Origin of the sequence: Bacillus sp. CGMCC 1.16607 (genome assembly GCF_042683745.1) — a bacterium.
Taxonomy (GTDB): Bacteria; Bacillota; Bacilli; order Bacillales; family Cytobacillaceae; genus Pseudoneobacillus.
The window spans coordinates 251,894-273,018 of sequence record NZ_JBHUJX010000008.1 but is presented as its reverse complement, the minus strand read 5'-3'; the positions used below and the strand labels follow the sequence as shown (position 1 = coordinate 273,018).

Below are 21,125 nucleotides of genomic sequence, written 5' to 3'. Positions count from 1 at the left end.
AGAATAGACATGGCAAACGTCACATTCAAATGCGGTCCTATGTTCTCCAAACTAAAACTTAAGACAAGTAAAAAGGTTACTAAAAAATATAGGTAAAGTGTGATACATGTCACCTAGACATCTCTTTCAATCCAGTATCCTTAAATTGTAGAATTTAAAATGAAATAACCATTTCAAGGAGGATATTTAAATATGAATTTTCCATTTACAGAACAATCATTAGTAAAAGATATTGTCAATGACTTCCCGAAATCAAGTGATATTTTCAAACGCAACCGAATTGACTTTTGTTGTGGTGGAAATACACCATTATCCAGTGCAGTTGTAGCAAACAGCATAAATATAGAATCACTACTCTCCGAATTAAAGGAGCTATATGAAAAAAGTGAGCATAATGGTCAAAATGATATGGAAGTTTGGCTGGAATCTGATTCAAAAACAATCATCAATCATGTCATTGAACGTTACCATCGTCCTTTAGAAGAAGAACTTAGTTTATTAAGTCCGTATGTAACAAAAGTAGCAAAGGTCCATGGTGATTCTCATCCAGAACTATTAAGAGTTTATGAGTTGTTTTATGAACTCAAGAAGGAACTTTTGGAACATACGAAGAAAGAAGAGGAAATTTCTTTCCCATTAATTTTAAAAATTGAAGAAGGCAATGTTGAAAATAAGGAAGATGCTATTAGCCAAATTGTTCAACTTGAAAAAGAACATGATCATGCAGGTGAAATATTGAGGGAACTTCGTGAGATAACTTCAGATTACGTTCCTCCAGTCGATGCATGCGGCACCTACCGCTTAGTGTACAAACGATTGGAAATGCTTGAAGGGGAAACCTTTATGCATGTTCATTTAGAAAATAATATATTGTTTCCTAGGTATATTTAGAAAAGCGGAAGCGTGCTTGTAAGCTCCGATAAAGAAGACTGATTGATTGGCGAGAGTAGCGAAGCCAGAGACCTAGTCGCACTTATGCAAACCGTTCTTTGGTTTGCCAAGCAAAGCTTGCCCACCTGGAAAGTCGTTCTTTGACTTTTTGGGGAGCGAACATTTGACCTCGAGGTCGACAAGGGCTCGGGCGTCCTGTCGCATTGTCGACACTAGTACATCCTGTATGTCGGGGCAAGGCGCTATAGCTGGACAATTTCCGAAGTACAAGAAGAAGTTTATCAATTCTTTAGAAAAAGGCTGCGATTCACCTCCCAGCCTTTTCTATTCTATCCACCAATATAAGACATTTCAATTTTCTTTCGATATTGATTGGTTTCAGCAGTTCGTTCATCAGAATATCGATCATTACGGCCATTCCAGATATTAGTCAACCGCTGTACAATTTCCTCATCAGATGCGCCTGCACGCATGAAGTCTCGAAAATCATGCCCGTTCCCATTAAATAAACAAGTAAACAATTGCCCATTCGCAGATAATCTAGAACGAGTACAGCTCGAACAAAACGATTCAGACACAGAAGTAATGAAACCTACATTTATATTCGTATCTTTGTAACGATATCGCTTCGCAACTTCTCCAAAATAATCTGCATCAATTGCTTCAATATCAAACTTGGAACTTATTATTTCATAAATTTCCTTTTTCGTCACAACATCATCCATTCGCCATCCATTGGTCGAACCAACATCCATATACTCAATATATCTAAGCTCTAAGCCTTCGTTTTTGCAAAACTCAGCCATCGGCAGAATTTCCGAATCATTTAAACCTTTTTTTACGACCATATTAATTTTCACACCTAAACCAGCTTTTCTAGCCGCTTTGATTCCATCAAGAATAGGCTTCGTTCCAATATTTCTTCCATTTATTTGCCCGAATAATTCATCCTTTAGACTATCTAAGCTAATATTTACCCTTTTTAGTCCAGCATCCTTTAAAGGTTGAGCATGTTGAGGTAATAACACTCCATTAGTTGTTAAACCAATATCACTCAATCCTTCAATTTGACTTAATTTATGAACCAATAACGGAAGGTCCTTTCTTAGTAACGGTTCACCACCAGTAAGTCTTATTTTCTCAACTCCATGACGGACAAATATTTTAGCTAATCTCTCTATTTCTTCATATGTCAATAATTCACTTTTAGGTAAAAAAGCAAAATCAGGACCGAAAATTTCTGCTGGCATACAATATTGGCAACGAAAATTACACCGATCGATAACTGAAATCCGTAAATCCCTTAAAGGTCTATTTAATTGGTCTTTAATAATGGATTTTTTCAATATCATCAACTCCAATTTTGGTGAAACACTCAGGGAACCATTTTATAAAAATTTCTTTAACTTATTTTAGCATAAATCTTCACATTAAACTTGTAAGTATGAAAATCCAATCATCTTAAGAGATTATAATATTTGTATGTTCTAAAACGTATTAAATAAATGACGGTTTTGTGAAAAGCCTTTTTGTTTTATTTTGATTATGTTTTAATTACGTTATTAATAAATCTGTGCGGTTTATCACAGCCATTTCATAATCTTTTAAAAAAGGGTGAACTATCATGATGAGTAAAATAAAACCAACTCATTCCATTGAAATTAAAGAACTTCTAAGCTTTGCTGATCGACATTTTTACTCACAGCGAGGCACTTTCCTTTTTCAAGAGGGAATGGATGCTGATGAACTATATATTGTCATGTCAGGCAAAATTCAAATAAGCAAAATTACAACTGATGGTCGAGAATTATCCTTACGAATTTGCGGTGAAAATGATATATGTGGTGAGCTAACTTTATTTACAGAAAGTCCTAAGTATTTACTAAGCGCAAAAGTCCTTGAAGAAGGGGAAATTGTTGCGATTAAAAAGGATATTCTTGAAAGCGAAATCTTCCAGAACCCTACACTTGCCTTTGAATTTATGAAATGGATGAGTGACCACGTGCGTAAAACACAAACAAAATTTAGAGACCTTGTCCTAAATGGAAAAAAAGGCGCATTGTTCTCTACCCTTATTCGAATGACAAATAGTTACGGAGTGGAGAAAAAAGATGGAATTCTTATTGATCTGCCATTAACAAATCAAGACTTAGCAAATTTCTGCGGTACATCCCGCGAGAGTACGAACCGAATTTTAAATGATCTAAAAAGGGATGAAATCATCTCCATAAAAAAAGGGAAGATCACCATCCACGACTTGCAATTTTTAAAAGATGATATCGGCTGCGAAAATTGTCCTGCAGTATATTGTAATATTGAGTAAATGAAAGGGATGGTGTTCAACCATCCCTTTTGTATTGCTAATTTACTTGTTTTTGACGCATCGATTTAGGAATATAGACACAGAATGGTTCACTTTCTAAATAATCTCCTGTCATGGCATACGCTCTGGACCTAGATCCCCCACATACATATCGGAATTCACATTGTCCACATTTTCCTTTATACAAATCAGGATTTCGCAAAGCTTGGAATATCGGTGACTCTCTGTAAATCTCCGCAAGTGGCTGTTCTCTTACATTTCCTGCTTTTACCGGTAATAATCCGCTTGGATAAACATCGCCAATATGTGAGATAAACACAAATCCATTTCCATCATTTACTCCTTTTGGAGCACGGCCCAAACCATCTATCGAACCAGTTAAACCTTGTTGAGTTAAGGCATCTAAATACTGGATCTCTTCCACTTGTTCTTTCATTTCTCGCATTTTTTGTTGAATAACAACCCTTCGATAATGCTGTGCAGCTGTTGTTTTTATATCAAATGGAACACGTTTACTTAATTCATACAACCATTGGAATACTTTTTCATGCTCCACTGGAGAGATCATATCCTTTTCTTGTCCCCTGCCTGTAGGCACGAGGAAAAAGACACTCCATAATACACAATCTAAATCCTCAATAAGCTTTGCCATTTCATCTAAATAATCGTAATTATAACGGGAAATAACTGTATTTATTTGAATCGGAATTTCTAATTCATGCAAGTATTTAATTCTTTCCATTGTTAAATCAAAAGAACCCGTTGTTCCACGAAAATGATCATGTATTTCTGCCGTTGGGCCATCTAAGCTGAATGCCCATCTTGCAAGTCCAACCTCTTTCGCTTTTTCGATAGACTCTTTTGTAACATTTGGAGTAGCACTTGGTGTCATCGAAACACGAACACCTTTATTTATAGCATATTTGGCAATATCGAAAACATCTTCTCTCATTAGTGGGTCGCCACCAGTAAAAACAAGCATCGGATTATTCATTTCATATATTTGATCAATTAGATGCTTTCCTTCTTCAAAAGAAAGCTCCCTAGGGTCACGACGATATTGTGCTTCAGCTCGGCAATGTAGACACTTTAGCCCACAAGCTCGAGTTAGTTCCCAAATGACAATAAACGGATCTTTATTAAAATCTCTACTAAACATAATATAGCGCCTCCTATTTAATACAACGCCTTGTAACTGTATTATAATGCAGGCCTTTTATTGAAAAAGTGAGATATCTCACAGATCGAAAGTCTTTCAGGTAAACTGTGACGGTTTTGTGAAAAATACTAGTTTTGTTCTAGATAAACCCTTTGCAACACTTGGATAAGCATACTTTTTTGAGATTTGATTTGAGTAAAAAGAATAGGGAGTGGGCAAATGTTTTTAAGACAAAGATTTGAAACTGAAGAGCTTAAACTATTCAGGTTATTGAATAAAAGAATACAGTTGTCTAGAAAAGATTTAAATTATTATTTAAACCTTGAGAAGGGTTTTGAAGGGGAACTAAAGTTTGATGAAAGGTTAAAATCTCTCACTTCTGATCATCTTATTCTTAGTGATTTATTATTTGAGATAAACAACTCATTTTTTCAAATTGATGCACTGCTCATAATTTCAAAAACAATTTACCTTTTCGATATTAAGAACTTTGAAGGGGATTATTATTTAGACAGCGGAAGCTGGTATACCTTGTCTAAATCTGAAATAAAAGACCCCTTAGCACAATTGAAACGCAGCGAAACCTTACTCCGAAGAATGATTCAAGATTTAAAGTTAAATTTTTCGATCGAGGCATATCTTGTTTTCGTCAACACCGATTTCTACCTTTATCAAGCCCCATTGAACCTCCCGATTATTTTCCCATCACAAATTGACCGCTTTATGAAAAAAATTAATCTAAGTGAATCTAAATTATTAGAAAGACATTTGAAATTTGCTGAAAAACTATTGTCTCATCATTTAGAAAAATCACCTTTTACCCGTGTACCTGTCTACACTTATGATGAACTTAACGTAGATGTTATTTGTTCTATGTGCAACTCATTTAATGTTGGTGTTGTTGAGAACATATTGATTTGAAATAAGTGTGGATGTAATGAGGATATTACAAAGGCTGTTTTACGGAATGTTCAAGAATTTCACATTCTTTTTCCCGATAGAAAAATTACCACAAATGCAATTTATGATTGGCGTAAAGTAATAAAGTCAAAGAAGACGATACGGAGGGTTTTAAATAAAAACTATAAACTCATTGGTCATGGTAAATATTCTTATTATGTACCCTTTGATTTAAATTAAAGAAATGGTATTTGATGTCATTATAGATCTAAGGTGACTGATTTCTGTTTATTTATGCTTAAAGGGCATCATGAACTCTCTATGGTGACCGCGTTTCCTTTTTTATATGCTTAGCGGGCATCATGAACTCTCCATGATAACCGTGTCTCCATTTTTTTAAGCTTAGTGTGCATCATGAACTCTCCATGATGACCGTAGTTCCATTTTTTTAAGCTTAGCGGGCATCATGAACTCTCTATGGTGACCGCATTTCCATTTTTTTATGCATAGCGGGCATCATGAATTCTCTATGATGACCGTAGCTCCATTTTTTATGCATAGCGGGCATCATGAATTCTCTATAATGACCGTAGCTCCATTTTTAATGCTTAGAGGGCATCATGAACTCTCTATGATGACAGCGTTTCCATTTTTTTATGCTTAACGGGCATCATGAACTCACTATAGTGACCGTGTCTCCTTTTTTAAAGTTTAGCGGACACTATGAGGACTCTATTGCTCTCTATCAATCCATGTTTTTTGATTTTTTCCATTCAACAAGCATCAACAATAAAAACTGCCCACAAATTCATGCAGGCAGCCCATTCATTCCTATGATATTGTTAAGATCTCATACTCACTAGCGAGCTCAATAAAATCTGCCATCGAACTAATCGTTCCAACTGTGAGCTTTTCAGATAACTCATAATGATCTACACATGTTTTACACCCATACACTTTTACACCTTTATCAGCAAGCTCCTTTAAATGAACGGAGACAAATGATTCATCAGTAAGCACAAACACCCCTCGATTCATGCAAAATACTCCATGTGGGAGCTCTTCACGCTGCTTCAAAAGAGTAAAGAATGTCTCAAGAACAGATTCACCTAACTGAGGATCCCCTTTACCTAACTGGTCGGAACTGACTAAAATCACTTTATTTTTCATCTTTTAGCCCCTTATTCCTAGAGCTATTTTTGCATATCTAGACATACGATCTTTCGTCCATGGTGGGTTAAAAACAATACTTACATCCACTTCATTCACTTCCGGTATGTCTGCCAAAGCCCTTTTCACTTGATCGACAATTGTACCTGCTAATGGACATCCCATCGAAGTTAAAGTCATTGTCACTTTTGTAAAACCAGTGTCATCCATTTCAACGTCGTACACTAATCCAAGATTGACAATATCGACACCGAGTTCTGGGTCAATAACAAGCTCTAACGCACCCATAATATTTTCTTTTAATTGTTCATCCATTATAAATCCTCCTCATAAATATTTATTACCGTTTAGGAGCTATTTTCTCAAACACTAAATGAGTTTCAAACCAATCCACTGTCTTTAATAATCCTTCACGACTCACTTGATGTCCTGCTTTTTCATCCGTTAAAAATTGAACAAGCTCACCCCTGCCCTTCAGTTGTTCATAAAATGGATATGAATACTTATAGGGTACTACTTGGTCCTTTTTACCATGCCAAAATAATAATGGTCTTTTCTTTAATTTTTCAGGCTGCAATGATAAATCATATTTTTCCAAACGATTCAATAACTGCGTTATTTCCTCTTGTGATAACGGCAATTTCACTCCTTGATTTTTCATTTCGTCCATTTGGTAGCGAGCGAATTTTTCATAATAAGGTAGTCCCATTAAACAGACCCCTGAACGTATCCATTCGTATTGAGTTAACGCACCAAGTGTAATGATTCCACCCATAGATGTACCAGCTACCCCGATTCTATCTTCATCTATAAGTTCTTTCTCTTCAAAATATTGTTTTATCATTTCTAATTCATCAATTGCCGATAAAACAATATCCCAAAAATGAAAAGGTAACTCAGATCCTTTTATATTTGTTTGCCGCTCACCATGGTGTTTGCTTTCAGGTAAAACAACTCTCATTCCTTTTTCAGCCATTAAATAGGCATAATGAAGATTATGTTCCTTTGCACTCGTAAATCCATGTATGAAAATAACAAAAGGCAGTTGGTTTGTTTTTAGTCTTTCGTCTACTATATGCAAGGCTGGAATTCCATCCACCTTAATGTTTTCCACCAAAATCAAGTGATAAACCTCCTAAACTTCTACAGTATATCTTTCTTTTAGACCAATAGTAGTGCGTTTTATTACACTTGCATAGAAAAAAATGGTAGCATATTAATTATGTATGTAATGTAAACTTTACCTATTTTTTCACTATACCATGTAGACAAAGTTTTCCTCAAAGATTTATCCTTAATATAAGATTATATTTCATTTCGATTTAAGAAGGAGATATTATGACTGAAAAATATATTATTGCACTTGACCTTGATGGCACTTTATTAAAAGATGACAAAACGATTTCATCTAAAACGAAAAAAGTTCTTCAAAAAGCAAAGGAAGCTGGACATTATGTCATGATCGCCACAGGAAGACCTTTTCGCTCGAGTGAAATGTATTATCGGGAACTAGAATTAAATACACCAATTGTTAACTTTAATGGAGCGTTTGTGCATCACCCAATGAATTACAATTGGGGTACTTATCATTCCCCTCTTGATATTAAAGTTGCAAAGGACATTGTGGAAGCGTGTCAAGATTTCCAGTTCCATAATATTATTGCAGAAGTAATGGACGATGTCTTTTTACATTATCATGATCAAAAGTTGTTAGATATATTTGCTCTAGGAAATCCCTCCATTACGACAGGTGATTTAAGAAAATTTCTAGAACAATCACCAACAAGTATGCTTATTCATGCTGAAGAAGAGCATGTCCCAACGATTCGAAAGCATTTAAGTGATGTACATGCAGAAGTGATTGACCATCGCCGTTGGGCAGCACCTTGGCATGTTATTGAAATTGTCAGAACAGGGTTAAATAAAGCTGTTGGTATCCAAAAGGTCGCTGACTATTATCAAATCCCTTCTTCTAGAATAATTGCTTTTGGTGATGAAGATAATGACTTGGAAATGTTAGAGTATGCTGGCTACGGCGTTGCCATGGGAAATGGTATTGACCAAGTAAAAAACATTGCAAACGATGTAACATTGAGTAATGAAGAAGATGGTATTGGCATTTATTTAAATGATTTATTAAAATTAAAGGCTTTATAGAGTTTATTTTATCCAATGTTTTCCCTTTTTGAATACACGAAAGTTGAGCATACTATTAATCGAAGCGGCATAAGGCTGTTTCATAATAGTATGCTCTTATATTGGAGGGATTACGAATGGGTAAACGTAATAAGTCTAAACGCTTTGTGCAACAAGGAGTGGACTCAGTATCGAAACATGCTGAACGTATCCCATATCACACTACTTATGCTGAAGCTGAGGCTCAAAAAATGGCCAATGTGAAAGAGTCGTCTCTCGGAGGAATATAAACATGGGAAACAGGTTGTTTCAAGAAGCCAGAACGTTTGTTGAGTTAGCAAAATCAGCAGAAGCAAGTGAAAAGCAAACAGCCATATCAAGAGCAAAAAATGCATTAAGTTCAGCCTATGCAAACTCAAACTTAGCCGAACAAGCCCAACTAGCACAAATGCAAAGTGAGCTTGATCAGCTATCGTAGGGCAAGGACTGAAATACGCTGGTACGATTATTTCGTACCAGCGTCCTTATTCCTTAGCTTATTTTTTTAGCTGTGGGATGCAGTATTTCTCCTTTCTCATCTTTTTCATATAAATATAAGATCATGGGTAATTTATCTTGAAATTTATTTTTTGGAAAAATTAATTCAATATTTATTCGTTCCCACTCAGAAGACATTTTTCTAACTTTTACTTTTGTTTCTGCAATCCATTCATTGTGACCATCCTCTAAAACATAATAAAATACTCCTAATTTTGGTCTTACATCAGCCATTACAACATAAGTCCCATTTTTCTTAGTAATTTCAACATTTTTAATAAACGTAATTGCCGATTCGTTGCTCCAGATAGCCTCACTAACAGTTTCTCGTGGTTCCATACAAATTAAAATAAAACTAGTTAAAAGAATTAATAACCGCATATTGTATCCCCCTATTAATCTTTACGGAAAAATCCAAATATCCCCACTGTCTGAACGATATTTGTAAATGCATCTGGATCAACTTCCTTTATAATTCTCTCTAAATAAAATAATTCATACCTTGAAATAACGATTAACAGCATCTCTTTCGTTTCATTTGTGAAGGCACCTTTGGCTGGTACTGTTGTGATTCCTCTTACGAGTTTGGAATGTATCGAATTTTTCAATTCATCCGCTTTCTTCGTAATAATCATGGCTGTTAGTTTTTGATGACTTGTGTGAATTGTATCAATCACTTTAGTCGAAGCGTAAAGCGTGACAAGTGTGTAGAGAGCCTTTTCCCAACCAAATAAGAATCCAGCCGAAATAATAATGATGGCATTTAACAGAAAGAAATAGGTCCCAACTGGCTTGTCCTTCATTCTTGATAAAATCATCGCAATAATATCAAGTCCCCCTGTTGAAGCACCCCATTTTAATGTTATTCCTACTCCAACTGCAGCAATGACACCTCCAAATACGGCATTCAATAATAAATCTTCAGAAAATTGTTTAGCTGGCAATATTTCTAAAAATAAAGACATGAATAAAACACTAATGAAACTATAAAGTGTAAATGATTTACCAATCCCCCTCCACCCAAGTATGGCTACAGGGATATTCAATAGTAACAAAAGAATTCCTGTTGAAATATGAAAGGGTGTATATTCAGTTGCTATCCGTGAAATTAATTGGGCTAGACCTGCAAACCCACTAGCATACACGTCAGCTGGGATTAAAAAATAGTTCATACCAATTGCATTTAATAGGGCTCCTGCAAGAACGACCGCTAATTTTTTTGTTTGTAACCACAACATAAAATTACCCCCTTTCCTTAAGTCTTTACCCATTTTCATCCAATATCCATATAATCTTTCTAATTGTATTTTTTTTATGAAACCGATACACTTAAATAAAGAAAAATGGGAAAAGAAGGTGACATGATGTCAGTAAAAATTCTCGCTGACAGTGCTTGTGATTTACCCTTAAGCTTTTACGAGGAGTATCAAGTACAATTACTGCCATTGAAAGTATTAGTAGATGAACAAGAATACGAGGATTTAGTTACTATCCAGCCTGAATCTGTTTATGAAGCGATCCGAGCAGGAAAAATGCCTAAAACTTCTCAAGTTTCACCAACAAAGTTTGAGCAGGTTTTTACAGAGATGGCTAAACAAAAGCAAGACGGGATTTATATCGCTTTTTCATCCGAACTTTCGGGAACTTACCAAACAGCTGTAATGATGTTAGATCAAGTAAAGGAAGACTATCCAGATTTCCAGCTCACGATCGTGGATACAAAATGTGCTTCTTTAGGTTATGGTCTTGTTGTGAGAGAGGCAGCTAAGCTAGCAGTAGCAAATCAATCAAAAGAAGATATTTTAGCAACTGTTCAATTTTATATCACCCATATGGAGCATTTATTTACAGTAGATGATCTTGGTCATCTTGCCAAAGGTGGGCGACTTTCAAAGGCTTCCGCATTTTTAGGAGGTTTATTGAATATTAAACCACTATTAAACGTGGAAAATGGGAAACTTGTCCCTTTAGAGAAAATAAGAGGTAAAAAGAAGCTTGTACGTAGAATGGTCGAAGTCATGAAGGAACGCGGAAATTCTTTAGACAAACAAACGATAGGTATTAGCCATGCTGCTGACTATGACACAGCAAATGAATTAAAATCAATTATAGAGGAAGAATTCCAATCAAAAGAGGTCATTATTACCGACATCGGCTCTGCTGTTGGTGCACATACCGGTCCTGGAACCATTGCCTTATTCTTCTTAAATAAAGTTCAAAATTCATAAATATTACATACTCCTTTCCTTTTTTTCAGATAATAGAAAAGTGGGTTCACTCTCAATGGAAAGGAGTTTTTTAATTTGCCACATACTACAGATAATGATAAAAAAGCAAAAGACAACAATGCCTTAAGACATGAAAAGAATATGATGAGAGAAAAAAACCGTCAAGCAGGGAAAAATCAATATTCTAAGAAAACAGACCACCGCTAGGAATGGGTTTAACATTAAGAAGAGCAGGCATTTAAGCTTGCTCTTCTTCTTTCTTTATATACGTCCATCCTTGTTCTTGATAGACTTTTCCTTCCTTCATCAACTTACCTAGTGCACGCTTAAATGCTGCTTTGCTCATTTGAAATCTCATTTCAATATCTTCTGGCATACTCTTGTCCCAATAAGGCATAGCACCGTTCCTAGAGTGTAAAAAATCTAATATCGTATCCGCATCCGATCCTAAAGCTTCTTGCTTTCTTGGTAATAAGGAAACATTGATTGTTCCATCTTCCTTCACATCAATGATTCTGCCTTCTACCTTCTGACCGAGTCTAGGTTCTTGTTTACGCTGACTCTCATGAATAAATCCACGATAACCTTCAGCAGACAGCATCCAAGTTCCTACTTTAGCTGTTCGGTACACAAATCCTTGAATATTTTTATTTAACACTTGTTCTTTCGCCTGAATCGAAATTTCTGAAATGATTTGTTCAGAGGCGATTCTCGCATATAGACGATTATTTCGGTTGACTCTTAAAGTGGCATAAACCATATCCCCTTCTTGCGGCCATACATCCTTGACTACAGGTAAATCATCTTTACCTAGTAGAAGATCCTTTTGTAACCCAATATCTAAGAATACGCCAAGGTCATAACGAACATCAACAACCTTAACCCATTCATATTGACCTAGCGTAATAAGGGGCATTTTCGATGATGCAGCGAATCTTCCATTTGAATCGATATATATAAATACTTCGACCTCTTCATCTATTTCATATTCTTTACTAGCATCATTAAAATGTAATAGAACATCTTCTTGTCCATCAGTTAAAAAATAGCCAAATTCAGATTTTCGTGATACGGTTAATTCTACAATGGTTCCTACTGATTCACTAATTAAATACAATTAACTTCCTCCTTTGAAAAATACTATATATACCACATTATTTCCTAAAGTTGTTTGAACTGCTTAATTTTACTATAATAAAGACATTAATAAAATGTTTTTTGGAGGTTGCTTATGTCAAAAGAGAGTTCATTTGATATTGTGTCCAAAGTTGACTTCTCTGAAGTCACAAATGCCATTAGTTTAACGATGAAAGAAATTTCAACAAGATATGATTTTAAAGGTAGTAAAAGTGAAGTAAGCCTGGACAAAGAAGAGCTTGTTCTACTTTCAGATGATAATTATAAACTAGATCAATTAAAAGATGTCCTGCTAAGTAAAATGATTAAAAGAGGCATCCCAATAAAAAATCTTGATTATGGAAAATTAGAAGGTGCTTCTGGTGGAACCGTTCGACAACGCGCTAAGCTCGTACAAGGTATTGATAAAGAAAATGCCAAAAAAATTAATACCATTATTAAAAATAGCGGATTGAAGGTAAAAAGTACCATTCAAGAGGATCAAATCCGCGTAACAGCAAAGAGTCGTGATGATTTACAACAAATTATTGCAGCTGTTCGGGCCGCTGATTTAACGGTTGAAGTACAGTTTGTTAACTATCGATAAAAGAAAGAATCTGTCCAATATAGGACAGATTCTTTCTTTAATTCAGAGTAATGACTGTCTTTTTATTCGATGGCATTTCACATGAACATCGTTTGATTAGTTTGTGTGGGATGATAATTCTCTTTATTGGTTCTTTTGGATTTTCAATTCTAAGAAAAAGATTTTTCGCTGCTTCAAATCCCAAGTCGAAAATACCAATATCTACAGAGGTTAAAGGAGGCCGTGACATTTCAGAGATCAACCCATTATTAAAGCTAACAATAGAGATATCTTTTGGAACAGCAATGCCTATTTCATCTAACGTATTTAACACTCCTAAAGCCATTAAATCATCTGCCACAACTAATGCAGTTGGAGGTTGTCCAAGGAGCATTAATTCTCTCACTGCCTCTTGCCCACCTTCTTGTAAAAACTCTTCGTGGATCATATATTCTCTATTTAAAGGTAAATCATTGTCACGAAGAGCTTTCTCATAGCCAAGTAAACGTTCAACTGTAACGACAAGGTTTATATCCCCACCGATAAAGGCAATTGCTTCATGACCTAGATTAATTAAATATTCCGTAACTTCTTTTGCTGCACGAAAATTATCATTATCCACATGTGTAATTTCTTCAACATGTTTGAAAGGTTTACCGATCACAACAAATGGAATTTCCCTTTGTTGTAAATAGTTTAAGATTTTGTCCTCAACTTTAGAGTAAAGTAAGACAACTCCATCGACTCGACCACCTTGAACCATTTGGACAACACCTTCATATAGTTCACTATCTGTTTTACCAGTCGTCATATATAGAGCATATTGCCGTTTGTTTGCTGCCTCACTAATCCCACGAAGTACAGTTGGAAAAAAAGGATTTTGAAATACTTTATCCGTTGAACTTGGCATGACAAGACCGATGGCTTGGGTAGTCTGACTTGCGAGGCTTCTGGCGATGATGTTAGGATGGTATCCAAGTTTGTCCATTGCCTCTCTAACTTTTTCTTTCGTTTTTTCGCTAATCCTTGTACTATTCGCAATAACTCTAGAAACCGTTGAAGGTGCAACATTTGCCAACCTGGCTACATCTTTTATTGTAACTGCCATCCCTCTCACCCCCATTACTTTCCGTTATAATCCAATTTAACTAAACTATACTTACAAACGCTTAAGGATCTATTCAGCTTGAAAGAGGATTATGAAGTGGTGCGTTTTTTCTTCGATCTTTTCCATATTAGAACAATAAAAATGATAAACGCTAAATAGACAATACCCATTACAGTTAAATAAGGAATATTTAAACCTGTTTTCTTTGCCAATACGTAGATTTCTGCTTCCTCACGATCGATAATTAGTTCGTATTTATCATTTTTACTTCTCACCAAATCATTTGCTAACAAACCTCTTAATTCTTTTCCTGGCTCTATTTCCTTAGTAGTCAAGGTAATATGCTGTGATTTGGAAGTATTATTAATAGCAATAATCGCGACCTCATCTTGATAAGTTCGTTTATAAACTCCCATACCTTTATTTTCGTACAATACTTCCATTTTACCCCGAGTTAGTGATGGAAGCTGCTGACGTAATTCTCCAATTTTTGTTATATAATCAATTAATTCCTTATCCGTACGAAAATTCATTTGTCTTTGATTATCTGGAGCTGCCCCACCATTTAGAGCAATCTCACTTCCATAATAAACAATCGGAATTCCTGGGGTTGAATATAAATAGGTTAAAGCTAGCTTCCAGCGAGTTCCGGGATTTTGATTATTCTGCGCCATATCTTGCGTAAATCGCGTTGTATCATGGTTATCTAAGAAAGTCCCCATTACATAAGGATCTTCATAGATTTCTTCATTTCTCTTCCAATTAGTAAATAGCGGGTTTAATGTTTGATCTGGTTTAGCAAACGCTGTTCTTAAATGTTCGTTTAACGGATTATCTACAAATCCATCTATGCCCGCTTTGTCATATTTCACAATATAATTAGGATCCTTCGTCGATACTTCTCCAAGTAGGTAAAAGTCTTTTTTAGTTTCTTTCACCTTCTTCGAGAATTTCTCCCAAAAAGTTATAGGTACATAATTCACATTATCCAATCGATAGCCATCTATATTTGTTTCTTTTATCCACCACTGGGCAGCATCTAATAAATATTTTTCAACATCTGGATTTTCTTGTGCTAAGTCGGGTAAATCGTCAACCCATCCCGTTTCAAGATCCTGCTGATTATCACCATTTGAAATCCCTTTCTTTTCGTGAAACCAAGATTTCTTCTGAGAGTCATTAATCCATGGGTTGGTTGGCGCAACATGATTTGCTACAAAATCAAGAATGACTTTCATATCTCTATTATGTGCTTCTTTTACAAGCTTTTTAAATGTATCAATACTTCCAAAGTGCTCGTCTGTTTTGTAAAAGTCATTTATCCAATATCCATGATAACCGTTTTCTGCATTATCAAATATTGGAGTTAACCATATTGCGGTATATCCCATATCCTTCAAGTAATCAAGTTGGTCGATAATCCCTTGAAAATCACCACCATGATAGGCAAGTGGATCCTTCGCATTCACTTCGATATCATTTTTATTGTCACCATTATTAAAACGATCTACCATTAAAAAATAAATCGTTTCATCCTGCCATTTTCGTCCTTCTTTTTCAACGGCCCCAACGGGAAGGGCGTAAAAAAGAAGAAACGGAATTAATAGGAGTGTAAACACTCTTTTTTTCATTTCCGCTCCTCCATCTTATTTACATATAATTTTGACATGCAAAGAGTTTCACTTTTCATGCCATCACTATTAGATTATCCCCCTTGTCCCGCTTGCCGTCAAACCCTAAACAAATATTTTTGGAATGAAAAGCGAACCTGCTAATTTGGCAATTAGAAAATTGGCATTCCCTTTGACATTCTAAAAAGAGTGAAATAACCTTATTTATACTCATCCATTAATATAAGGAGTTGTCCAATTATGATTAAAGAAGCCATCTATCATCGACCTAAGGATAATTATGCATATGCTTGCCCAAATGGAGATCTACATATTCGTCTTAGAACTAAGAAAAAGGATATAGTAAATGTTTCTTTAATATTTGGGGACCCATACGATTGGGAAGATGGAAAGTGGATGACACATGAAAAACCCATGATTCATACAGGTTCAGATCAACTATTTGATTATTGGTTTATAGCGGTACAGCCACCTTTTCGGCGGTTGAAATACGGTTTCTTCTTATCAAATGAAAACGAGAGTATATATTTTACTGAAAAAGGTTTTCTCATAGAAAAACCTACAGATACCTATCTTTGTTTTACTTTTCCTTACATCAATCCAATTGATATTTTTCATACACCAAGTTGGGTAAAGAACACTGTATGGTATCAGATTTTCCCTGAGCGCTTCGGAAATGGAAATCCTTCAACTAATCCTGAGGGTACTTTAGAATGGGGGAGCACAGCTCCAACATCTACAAACTTCTTTGGTGGGGACTTAGAAGGAGTTATTGATCATATCAATCACTTGCAAGAACTAGGGATTAGTGGAATTTATTTCACACCTATATTCAAAGCACATTCAAATCATAAATATGACACGATTAATTATTTTGAGATTGACCCACAATTTGGTGATATCGAAACCTTTCGAAGACTCGTAAAAGTATGTCATGAAAATGGGATCAAAATTATGCTTGATGCTGTATTTAATCATAGTGGATTTTATTTTCCACAGTTTCAAGATGTTCTAGAAAAAGGAGAGCAATCGCGTTTTAAGGATTGGTTCCATGTCCTTGAATTTCCTCTTGTAACAGAACCAAAACCTAACTATGATACATTTGCATTCACACCATTTATGCCGAAATTAAATACTGAAAATCCAGAAGTTAAAGAATATTTATTGGAAGTAGGACGATATTGGGTACGGGAATTTGATATCGATGGCTGGCGATTAGATGTTGCCAATGAAGTGGACCATGCGTTCTGGCGAGAATTTCGTCAGGAGGTTAAAAAAATCAATCCTGAATTGTACATTTTAGGTGAAATCTGGCATGATTCTATGCCATGGTTACGTGGTGATCAGTTTGATGCTGTGATGAATTATTCCTTTACTACGAATATTCTTCACCTTTTTGCGAAGGAAAGCATTACTGCAAAAGAGTTCGTGGAGAATATGACATCTGTGCTACATATGTATCCTAAAACAGTAAATGAAGTGGCATTTAATCTTGTTGGTAGTCATGACACACCAAGGATCTTAACGGAATGTATTGACGATATCCGAAAAGTGAAAGTCATTTACTCTATCATGCTTACATTCATTGGAACTCCATGTATATATTATGGTGATGAAATTGGATTAACAGGGGAACAAGACCCAGGTTGCCGCAAATGTATGGAATGGGATACTACTAAACAAAATCGTGATTTATTCAATCATATTCAGAAACTGATTAAACTGCGTAAAGAGTACCCTCTTCTTGCAAATGAAGGAGAGCTTACCTTTCTTCCTTCTGATTATCACGAATCATGTATCGCCTATACAAAATCGAACGGTAACAAAAGCTATATTGTCATTATTAATACGAAGGATGCGCAAACACAATACCCTTTACCGTTTAATTTGCATGGCAAAAAAATTCGGAATATGTGGACGAATGAGGAATTTGCTGCCGAATCCAATGAACTTATGGTCAACTTAGAAGGTTTAGGCTTTAGCATTCTAGAATTTTAATAGAAAAACACTTCAATCTTAGACGGTTTTACTAGTATAATGAAAAGCGAAGCCCTTTCCATTTCGGAAGGGCTTCCGCTTTTTTTAAAAATTTAAAACTTGGAGTCTTGCTAAATGAATAATCTAAAAAAAATGTCTTTAATTACACTAACTTGGCCCATATTCATTGAAATTCTTCTTCATATGTTAATGGGTAATGCCGATACATTAATGCTATCCCAATATTCCGATAATTCCGTCGCTGCAGTTGGTGTTGCCAATCAAATTTTATCCTTAATTATTGTCATGTTTGGATTTATTGCAACTGGGACTGCCATCCTCGTGGCGCAAAACCTAGGGGCTAATCAAAAACTTGCGGCATCAGAAATTTCACTTGTTTCATTAGGAACAAATTTACTAATTGGCATTATTTTAAGTATTATCTTAGCAATTTCTAGTACTTTTTTATTAAAGTTAATGGATATTCCCCAAGAGTTAATGAATGAAGCGAATACTTATTTGAAAATTGTTGGAGGATTCGCTTTTATTCAAGCTATTTTGATGACAGTAGGTGCCATTTTACGTAGCTATGGATTCACTAAAGATGCTATGTATATAACTATCGGTATGAATATACTTCATATCATCGGAAATTATCTTGTTATATTTGGTCCTTTGGGTATTCCTGTTTTTGGTGTTACTGGGGTAGCTATTTCTACTAGTCTGAGTAAATGCATTGCGCTACTTGTCGGCCTGTATATTGTTTATAAAAGAGTACCTGAAGTGTATTCTTTAAAACTTCTAGCCCCATTTCCGATGCATCATATAAAAAATCTATTAAAAATTGGAATCCCTTCTGCAGGCGAGCATATTTCGTATAATGGTTCACAAATGGTGATAACTTATTTTATCGCTATTCTCGGTACAGAAGCATTAACTGCAAAAATTTATACACAAAATATTATGATGTTTATTTATTTGTGTAGTGTTGCGATCAGTCAAGGAACTCAAATACTAATTGGACATATGATTGGAAAAGGACAAATTGAAGAAGCTTATAAAAGATGCCTAAAAAGTTTAAAACTGTCGTTTGTCATATCTTTAGCAGCAGCCGTTATATTCTCATTCTTTTCAGACCAGTTATTTAAAATTTTCACAACTAATTCGGATATTATAGCAATAGGAAGCTCCCTTATTTTACTCACTATTCTATTGGAACCTGGGCGATCGTTTAATCTTGTCATTATTAATTCACTTCGAGCTGCTGGAGACGTAAAATTCCCTGTCTATATGGGAATCCTTTCGATGTGGGGTGTTAGTGTGACTTTATCATATTTACTTGGGATCTATTTCGGATTAGGGTTATTGGGTATTTGGATTGCTTTTATCGCTGATGAATGGCTCAGAGGACTTCTCATGCTTTGGAGATGGAAAACAAGGGTTTGGGTTACTAAATCGTTTGTACAATCAAATGGGTAAAGAAGAGGCTTAAATTGCAAGCCTCTTCCTCTTTTATTTATCAATTATTTGGATATTATAATCCTTAAACCATACATGAAATTGCGCTAAATAGGCGAGAAGCTGCGGTCCTGTCATTAGTTGCCCAAACCAAGGCTCTTTATAAGAGTTTCCACCTGATTCCACTAACTCTATTAATTGTTTCTTGTCTAAAAATTCATGTAATATTGAGTTCTTATCCTGTAGAATTTCTTTTAACCAAATAGTAACTGATCTGGTATATTGAGGGTTATGCGTTTTAGGGTAAGGACTTTTCTTACGATATAAGATTTCATTTGGCAAAATACCTTCTAACGCCTTCCGTAATATTCCTTTTTCTTGATTCCCATACATTTTATATTCCCAAGGGATATTCCATACGTATTCAACTAAGCGATGGTCCGCAAATGGAACCCTTACCTCTAAGCTTGCTCCCATACTCATACGGTCTTTGCGATCTAATAAAGTAGTCATAAAACATTGTAGATTCAAGTAAAATAATTCCCTTCGTTTCTTCTCTATTCCACTTTCACCATCTAGAATGGGAGTTTCTTCTATGGATTCGTAATACCTATGCATCACATAATCATGTAATTTTAATTTCTCCTGCCAATCTTTTCTTAATAAGCTTTGTCTTGCTAAATGTGATCTCATCCATGGAAATCCTTCGCGGTTAAAATCTTCTTCACGGTGGAACCAAGGATACCCACCAAAAATTTCGTCCGCACATTCCCCTGATAGACTCACAACAAAATCTTTTTTTATTTCACGACAAAACCATAAAAGTGATGAATCAATATCTGCCATACCCGGTAAATCCCTTACATGAACCGCTTCGATTAAATATTCAACTAATCGGTCCTGCGGAATAATAAAGTTATGGTGTTTAGTAGAAAAGGTTTTTGACATGATATCAATCCACTTTGCATCCGAGTCTGGTTGAAATTCATTAGCTTTAAAAAATTGATCATTCCCTTCATAATCAATGGAATAAGTATGCAGATGCCCCTTTCCTTTTAATCGAAAGGCTTCTGCGGCAATTGCGGTAATAGCACTCGAATCTACTCCTCCTGATAAAAATGTACATAATGGGACATCTGATACGAGCTGCCTTGTCACGGAATCTTTAACTAGAAATCGGACTTTTTCAACTGTTTCTAACAAACTATCTTGATGCACTTCACTTTTTACATTCCAATACCGCCATATTTTCAATCCGTTTTTACTAAATATTAAGGCATGACCCGGACGTAATTCTTTTATCCCTTTAAATACCCCATGTCCTGGAGATCGGGAAGGTCCAAGACCAAAGATTTCAGACAACCCTTCACGGTCAATTTCTACTTTAACGTCTGGATGAGCTATTATCGCTTTGATCTCAGAGCCAAACAAGATGCCTCTGTCTAATTCTTTTAGAAAAAGTGGTTTAACACCTAATCGATCACGCCCAATAAAAAGTTGTTCTTTCTTTTCATCCCAGATGGCAAAAGCATAAATTCCATTTAAATAATCTACACATTCCTCTGCCCATTCTATATAGGCATTTAATAAAACTTCAGTGTCAGAATGACCCTGGAAGGAATATCCTTTTAATAGAAGTTCTTTGCGAATATCCTCAGTATTATACAATTCACCATTGTAACAAATAGAAAAGGATAATCCGTCTTTTACTTTGATCATCGGCTGCTTGCCACCCTCTGGATCTACAACAACTAACCGCTTATGGCCAAAACCAACATGAGTAGCCGTCCAAATATTGGTATCATCCGGTCCCCTTTTTGCTAAGGTTTCTGTCATTTGTTTGAGTGAATCCGTTTTTGACTTTAAATTTCTATCAAAATCAACCCAACCGGTAATACCACACAT

General features: G+C 35.4%; 22 protein-coding genes. 11 read left to right on the top strand and 11 right to left on the bottom strand.

Annotation, left to right across the window (positions count from 1 at the left end; genetic code table 11):
• Positions 1–192: 192 nt before the first annotated feature.
• Positions 193–891, top strand: a complete 699-nt coding sequence (gene ric / locus ACFSO7_RS04150; RefSeq protein WP_377875567.1) for an iron-sulfur cluster repair di-iron protein — start codon at positions 193–195, stop codon at positions 889–891.
• Positions 892–1,220: 329 nt separating this feature from the next.
• Here ric and moaA read toward each other — a convergent pair whose 3' ends face one another.
• The gene (gene moaA, locus ACFSO7_RS04145; protein WP_377875565.1) at positions 1,221–2,243 is read right to left on the bottom strand and encodes a GTP 3',8-cyclase MoaA; all 1,023 of its coding nucleotides are present in this window, start codon (positions 2,241–2,243) and stop codon (positions 1,221–1,223) included.
• 272 nt (positions 2,244–2,515) lie between these two features.
• On the opposite strand from moaA, the gene ACFSO7_RS04140 reads away from it, so the two are divergent.
• The gene (locus ACFSO7_RS04140; RefSeq protein ID WP_377875563.1) at positions 2,516–3,214 is read left to right on the top strand and encodes a Crp/Fnr family transcriptional regulator; all 699 of its coding nucleotides are present in this window, start codon (positions 2,516–2,518) and stop codon (positions 3,212–3,214) included.
• A 37-nt stretch (positions 3,215–3,251) separates the two neighbouring features.
• Here ACFSO7_RS04140 and ACFSO7_RS04135 read toward each other — a convergent pair whose 3' ends face one another.
• The gene (locus ACFSO7_RS04135) at positions 3,252–4,373 is read right to left on the bottom strand and encodes a TIGR04053 family radical SAM/SPASM domain-containing protein (RefSeq protein ID WP_377875561.1); all 1,122 of its coding nucleotides are present in this window, start codon (positions 4,371–4,373) and stop codon (positions 3,252–3,254) included.
• 219 nt (positions 4,374–4,592) lie between these two features.
• Between ACFSO7_RS04135 and ACFSO7_RS04130 the strand changes: the two genes are divergently transcribed.
• A complete protein-coding gene (locus ACFSO7_RS04130; RefSeq protein WP_377875559.1) occupies positions 4,593–5,294 on the top strand; it encodes a nuclease-related domain-containing protein in 702 nt (233 codons plus the stop codon).
• Between the two features lie 810 nt (positions 5,295–6,104).
• Here the strand turns inward: ACFSO7_RS04130 and ACFSO7_RS04125 are convergent.
• From ACFSO7_RS04125 to ACFSO7_RS04115, 3 genes are read right to left on the bottom strand one after another with little or no spacing between them, the layout of a single operon-like run.
• A complete protein-coding gene (locus ACFSO7_RS04125) occupies positions 6,105–6,443 on the bottom strand; it encodes a DsrE family protein (RefSeq protein ID WP_377875557.1) in 339 nt (112 codons plus the stop codon).
• A 3-nt stretch (positions 6,444–6,446) separates the two neighbouring features.
• Positions 6,447–6,758 (bottom strand): metal-sulfur cluster assembly factor, encoded by a 312-nt coding sequence (locus ACFSO7_RS04120; protein WP_377875555.1) that lies wholly within the window; start codon positions 6,756–6,758, stop codon positions 6,447–6,449.
• A 25-nt stretch (positions 6,759–6,783) separates the two neighbouring features.
• The gene (locus tag ACFSO7_RS04115; protein ID WP_377875553.1) at positions 6,784–7,566 is read right to left on the bottom strand and encodes a prolyl oligopeptidase family serine peptidase; all 783 of its coding nucleotides are present in this window, start codon (positions 7,564–7,566) and stop codon (positions 6,784–6,786) included.
• 215 nt (positions 7,567–7,781) lie between these two features.
• Between ACFSO7_RS04115 and ACFSO7_RS04110 the strand changes: the two genes are divergently transcribed.
• The 3 genes from ACFSO7_RS04110 (at position 7,782) to ACFSO7_RS04100 (ending at position 9,057) form a co-directional block, all read left to right on the top strand.
• A complete protein-coding gene (locus ACFSO7_RS04110) occupies positions 7,782–8,600 on the top strand; it encodes a Cof-type HAD-IIB family hydrolase (RefSeq protein ID WP_377875552.1) in 819 nt (272 codons plus the stop codon).
• 116 nt (positions 8,601–8,716) lie between these two features.
• Positions 8,717–8,869, top strand: a complete 153-nt coding sequence (locus ACFSO7_RS04105; RefSeq protein WP_377875550.1) for a hypothetical protein — start codon at positions 8,717–8,719, stop codon at positions 8,867–8,869.
• Positions 8,870–8,871: 2 nt separating this feature from the next.
• On the top strand, positions 8,872–9,057 hold the full coding sequence (locus ACFSO7_RS04100; protein WP_377875548.1) for a DUF3813 domain-containing protein: 186 nt from the start codon (positions 8,872–8,874) through the stop codon (positions 9,055–9,057).
• 53 nt (positions 9,058–9,110) lie between these two features.
• On the opposite strand, the gene ACFSO7_RS04095 is transcribed toward ACFSO7_RS04100, so the two are convergent.
• Positions 9,111–9,497 (bottom strand): hypothetical protein, encoded by a 387-nt coding sequence (locus tag ACFSO7_RS04095; protein WP_377875546.1) that lies wholly within the window; start codon positions 9,495–9,497, stop codon positions 9,111–9,113.
• A 14-nt stretch (positions 9,498–9,511) separates the two neighbouring features.
• On the bottom strand, positions 9,512–10,354 hold the full coding sequence (locus tag ACFSO7_RS04090) for a YitT family protein (RefSeq protein WP_377875544.1): 843 nt from the start codon (positions 10,352–10,354) through the stop codon (positions 9,512–9,514).
• A 126-nt stretch (positions 10,355–10,480) separates the two neighbouring features.
• Between ACFSO7_RS04090 and ACFSO7_RS04085 the strand changes: the two genes are divergently transcribed.
• Together ACFSO7_RS04085 and ACFSO7_RS04080 are read left to right on the top strand one after the other, a co-directional pair.
• Positions 10,481–11,344, top strand: a complete 864-nt coding sequence (locus ACFSO7_RS04085; protein ID WP_377875542.1) for a DegV family protein — start codon at positions 10,481–10,483, stop codon at positions 11,342–11,344.
• A gap of 75 nt (positions 11,345–11,419) precedes the next feature.
• On the top strand, positions 11,420–11,551 hold the full coding sequence (locus tag ACFSO7_RS04080) for a DUF3941 domain-containing protein (protein ID WP_377875541.1): 132 nt from the start codon (positions 11,420–11,422) through the stop codon (positions 11,549–11,551).
• A 31-nt stretch (positions 11,552–11,582) separates the two neighbouring features.
• Here the strand turns inward: ACFSO7_RS04080 and ACFSO7_RS04075 are convergent, their stop codons facing one another.
• Entirely contained in the window at positions 11,583–12,461 is an 879-nt protein-coding gene (locus ACFSO7_RS04075) for a CvfB family protein (protein ID WP_377875539.1), read from the bottom strand.
• A gap of 114 nt (positions 12,462–12,575) precedes the next feature.
• Between ACFSO7_RS04075 and ACFSO7_RS04070 the strand changes: the two genes are divergently transcribed.
• A complete protein-coding gene (locus ACFSO7_RS04070; RefSeq protein ID WP_377875537.1) occupies positions 12,576–13,067 on the top strand; it encodes a YajQ family cyclic di-GMP-binding protein in 492 nt (163 codons plus the stop codon).
• 37 nt (positions 13,068–13,104) lie between these two features.
• Here ACFSO7_RS04070 and ACFSO7_RS04065 read toward each other — a convergent pair whose 3' ends face one another.
• Positions 13,105–14,154 (bottom strand): LacI family DNA-binding transcriptional regulator, encoded by a 1,050-nt coding sequence (locus ACFSO7_RS04065; protein WP_377875535.1) that lies wholly within the window; start codon positions 14,152–14,154, stop codon positions 13,105–13,107.
• Between the two features lie 89 nt (positions 14,155–14,243).
• On the bottom strand, positions 14,244–15,785 hold the full coding sequence (locus ACFSO7_RS04060; RefSeq protein WP_377875533.1) for an alpha-amylase family glycosyl hydrolase: 1,542 nt from the start codon (positions 15,783–15,785) through the stop codon (positions 14,244–14,246).
• A 240-nt stretch (positions 15,786–16,025) separates the two neighbouring features.
• Here ACFSO7_RS04060 and ACFSO7_RS04055 point away from each other — a divergent pair, with 240 nt between their 5' ends.
• Both ACFSO7_RS04055 and ACFSO7_RS04050 read left to right on the top strand, forming a co-directional pair.
• Positions 16,026–17,783, top strand: coding sequence for a glycoside hydrolase family 13 protein (locus ACFSO7_RS04055; protein WP_377875531.1), 1,758 nt, complete (start codon positions 16,026–16,028; stop codon positions 17,781–17,783).
• Positions 17,784–17,897: 114 nt separating this feature from the next.
• On the top strand, positions 17,898–19,241 hold the full coding sequence (locus ACFSO7_RS04050) for an MATE family efflux transporter (RefSeq protein WP_377875529.1): 1,344 nt from the start codon (positions 17,898–17,900) through the stop codon (positions 19,239–19,241).
• 33 nt (positions 19,242–19,274) lie between these two features.
• Here ACFSO7_RS04050 and asnB read toward each other — a convergent pair whose 3' ends face one another.
• Positions 19,275–21,125 (bottom strand): asparagine synthase (glutamine-hydrolyzing), encoded by a 1,851-nt coding sequence (gene asnB / locus ACFSO7_RS04045; RefSeq protein WP_377875528.1) that lies wholly within the window; start codon positions 21,123–21,125, stop codon positions 19,275–19,277.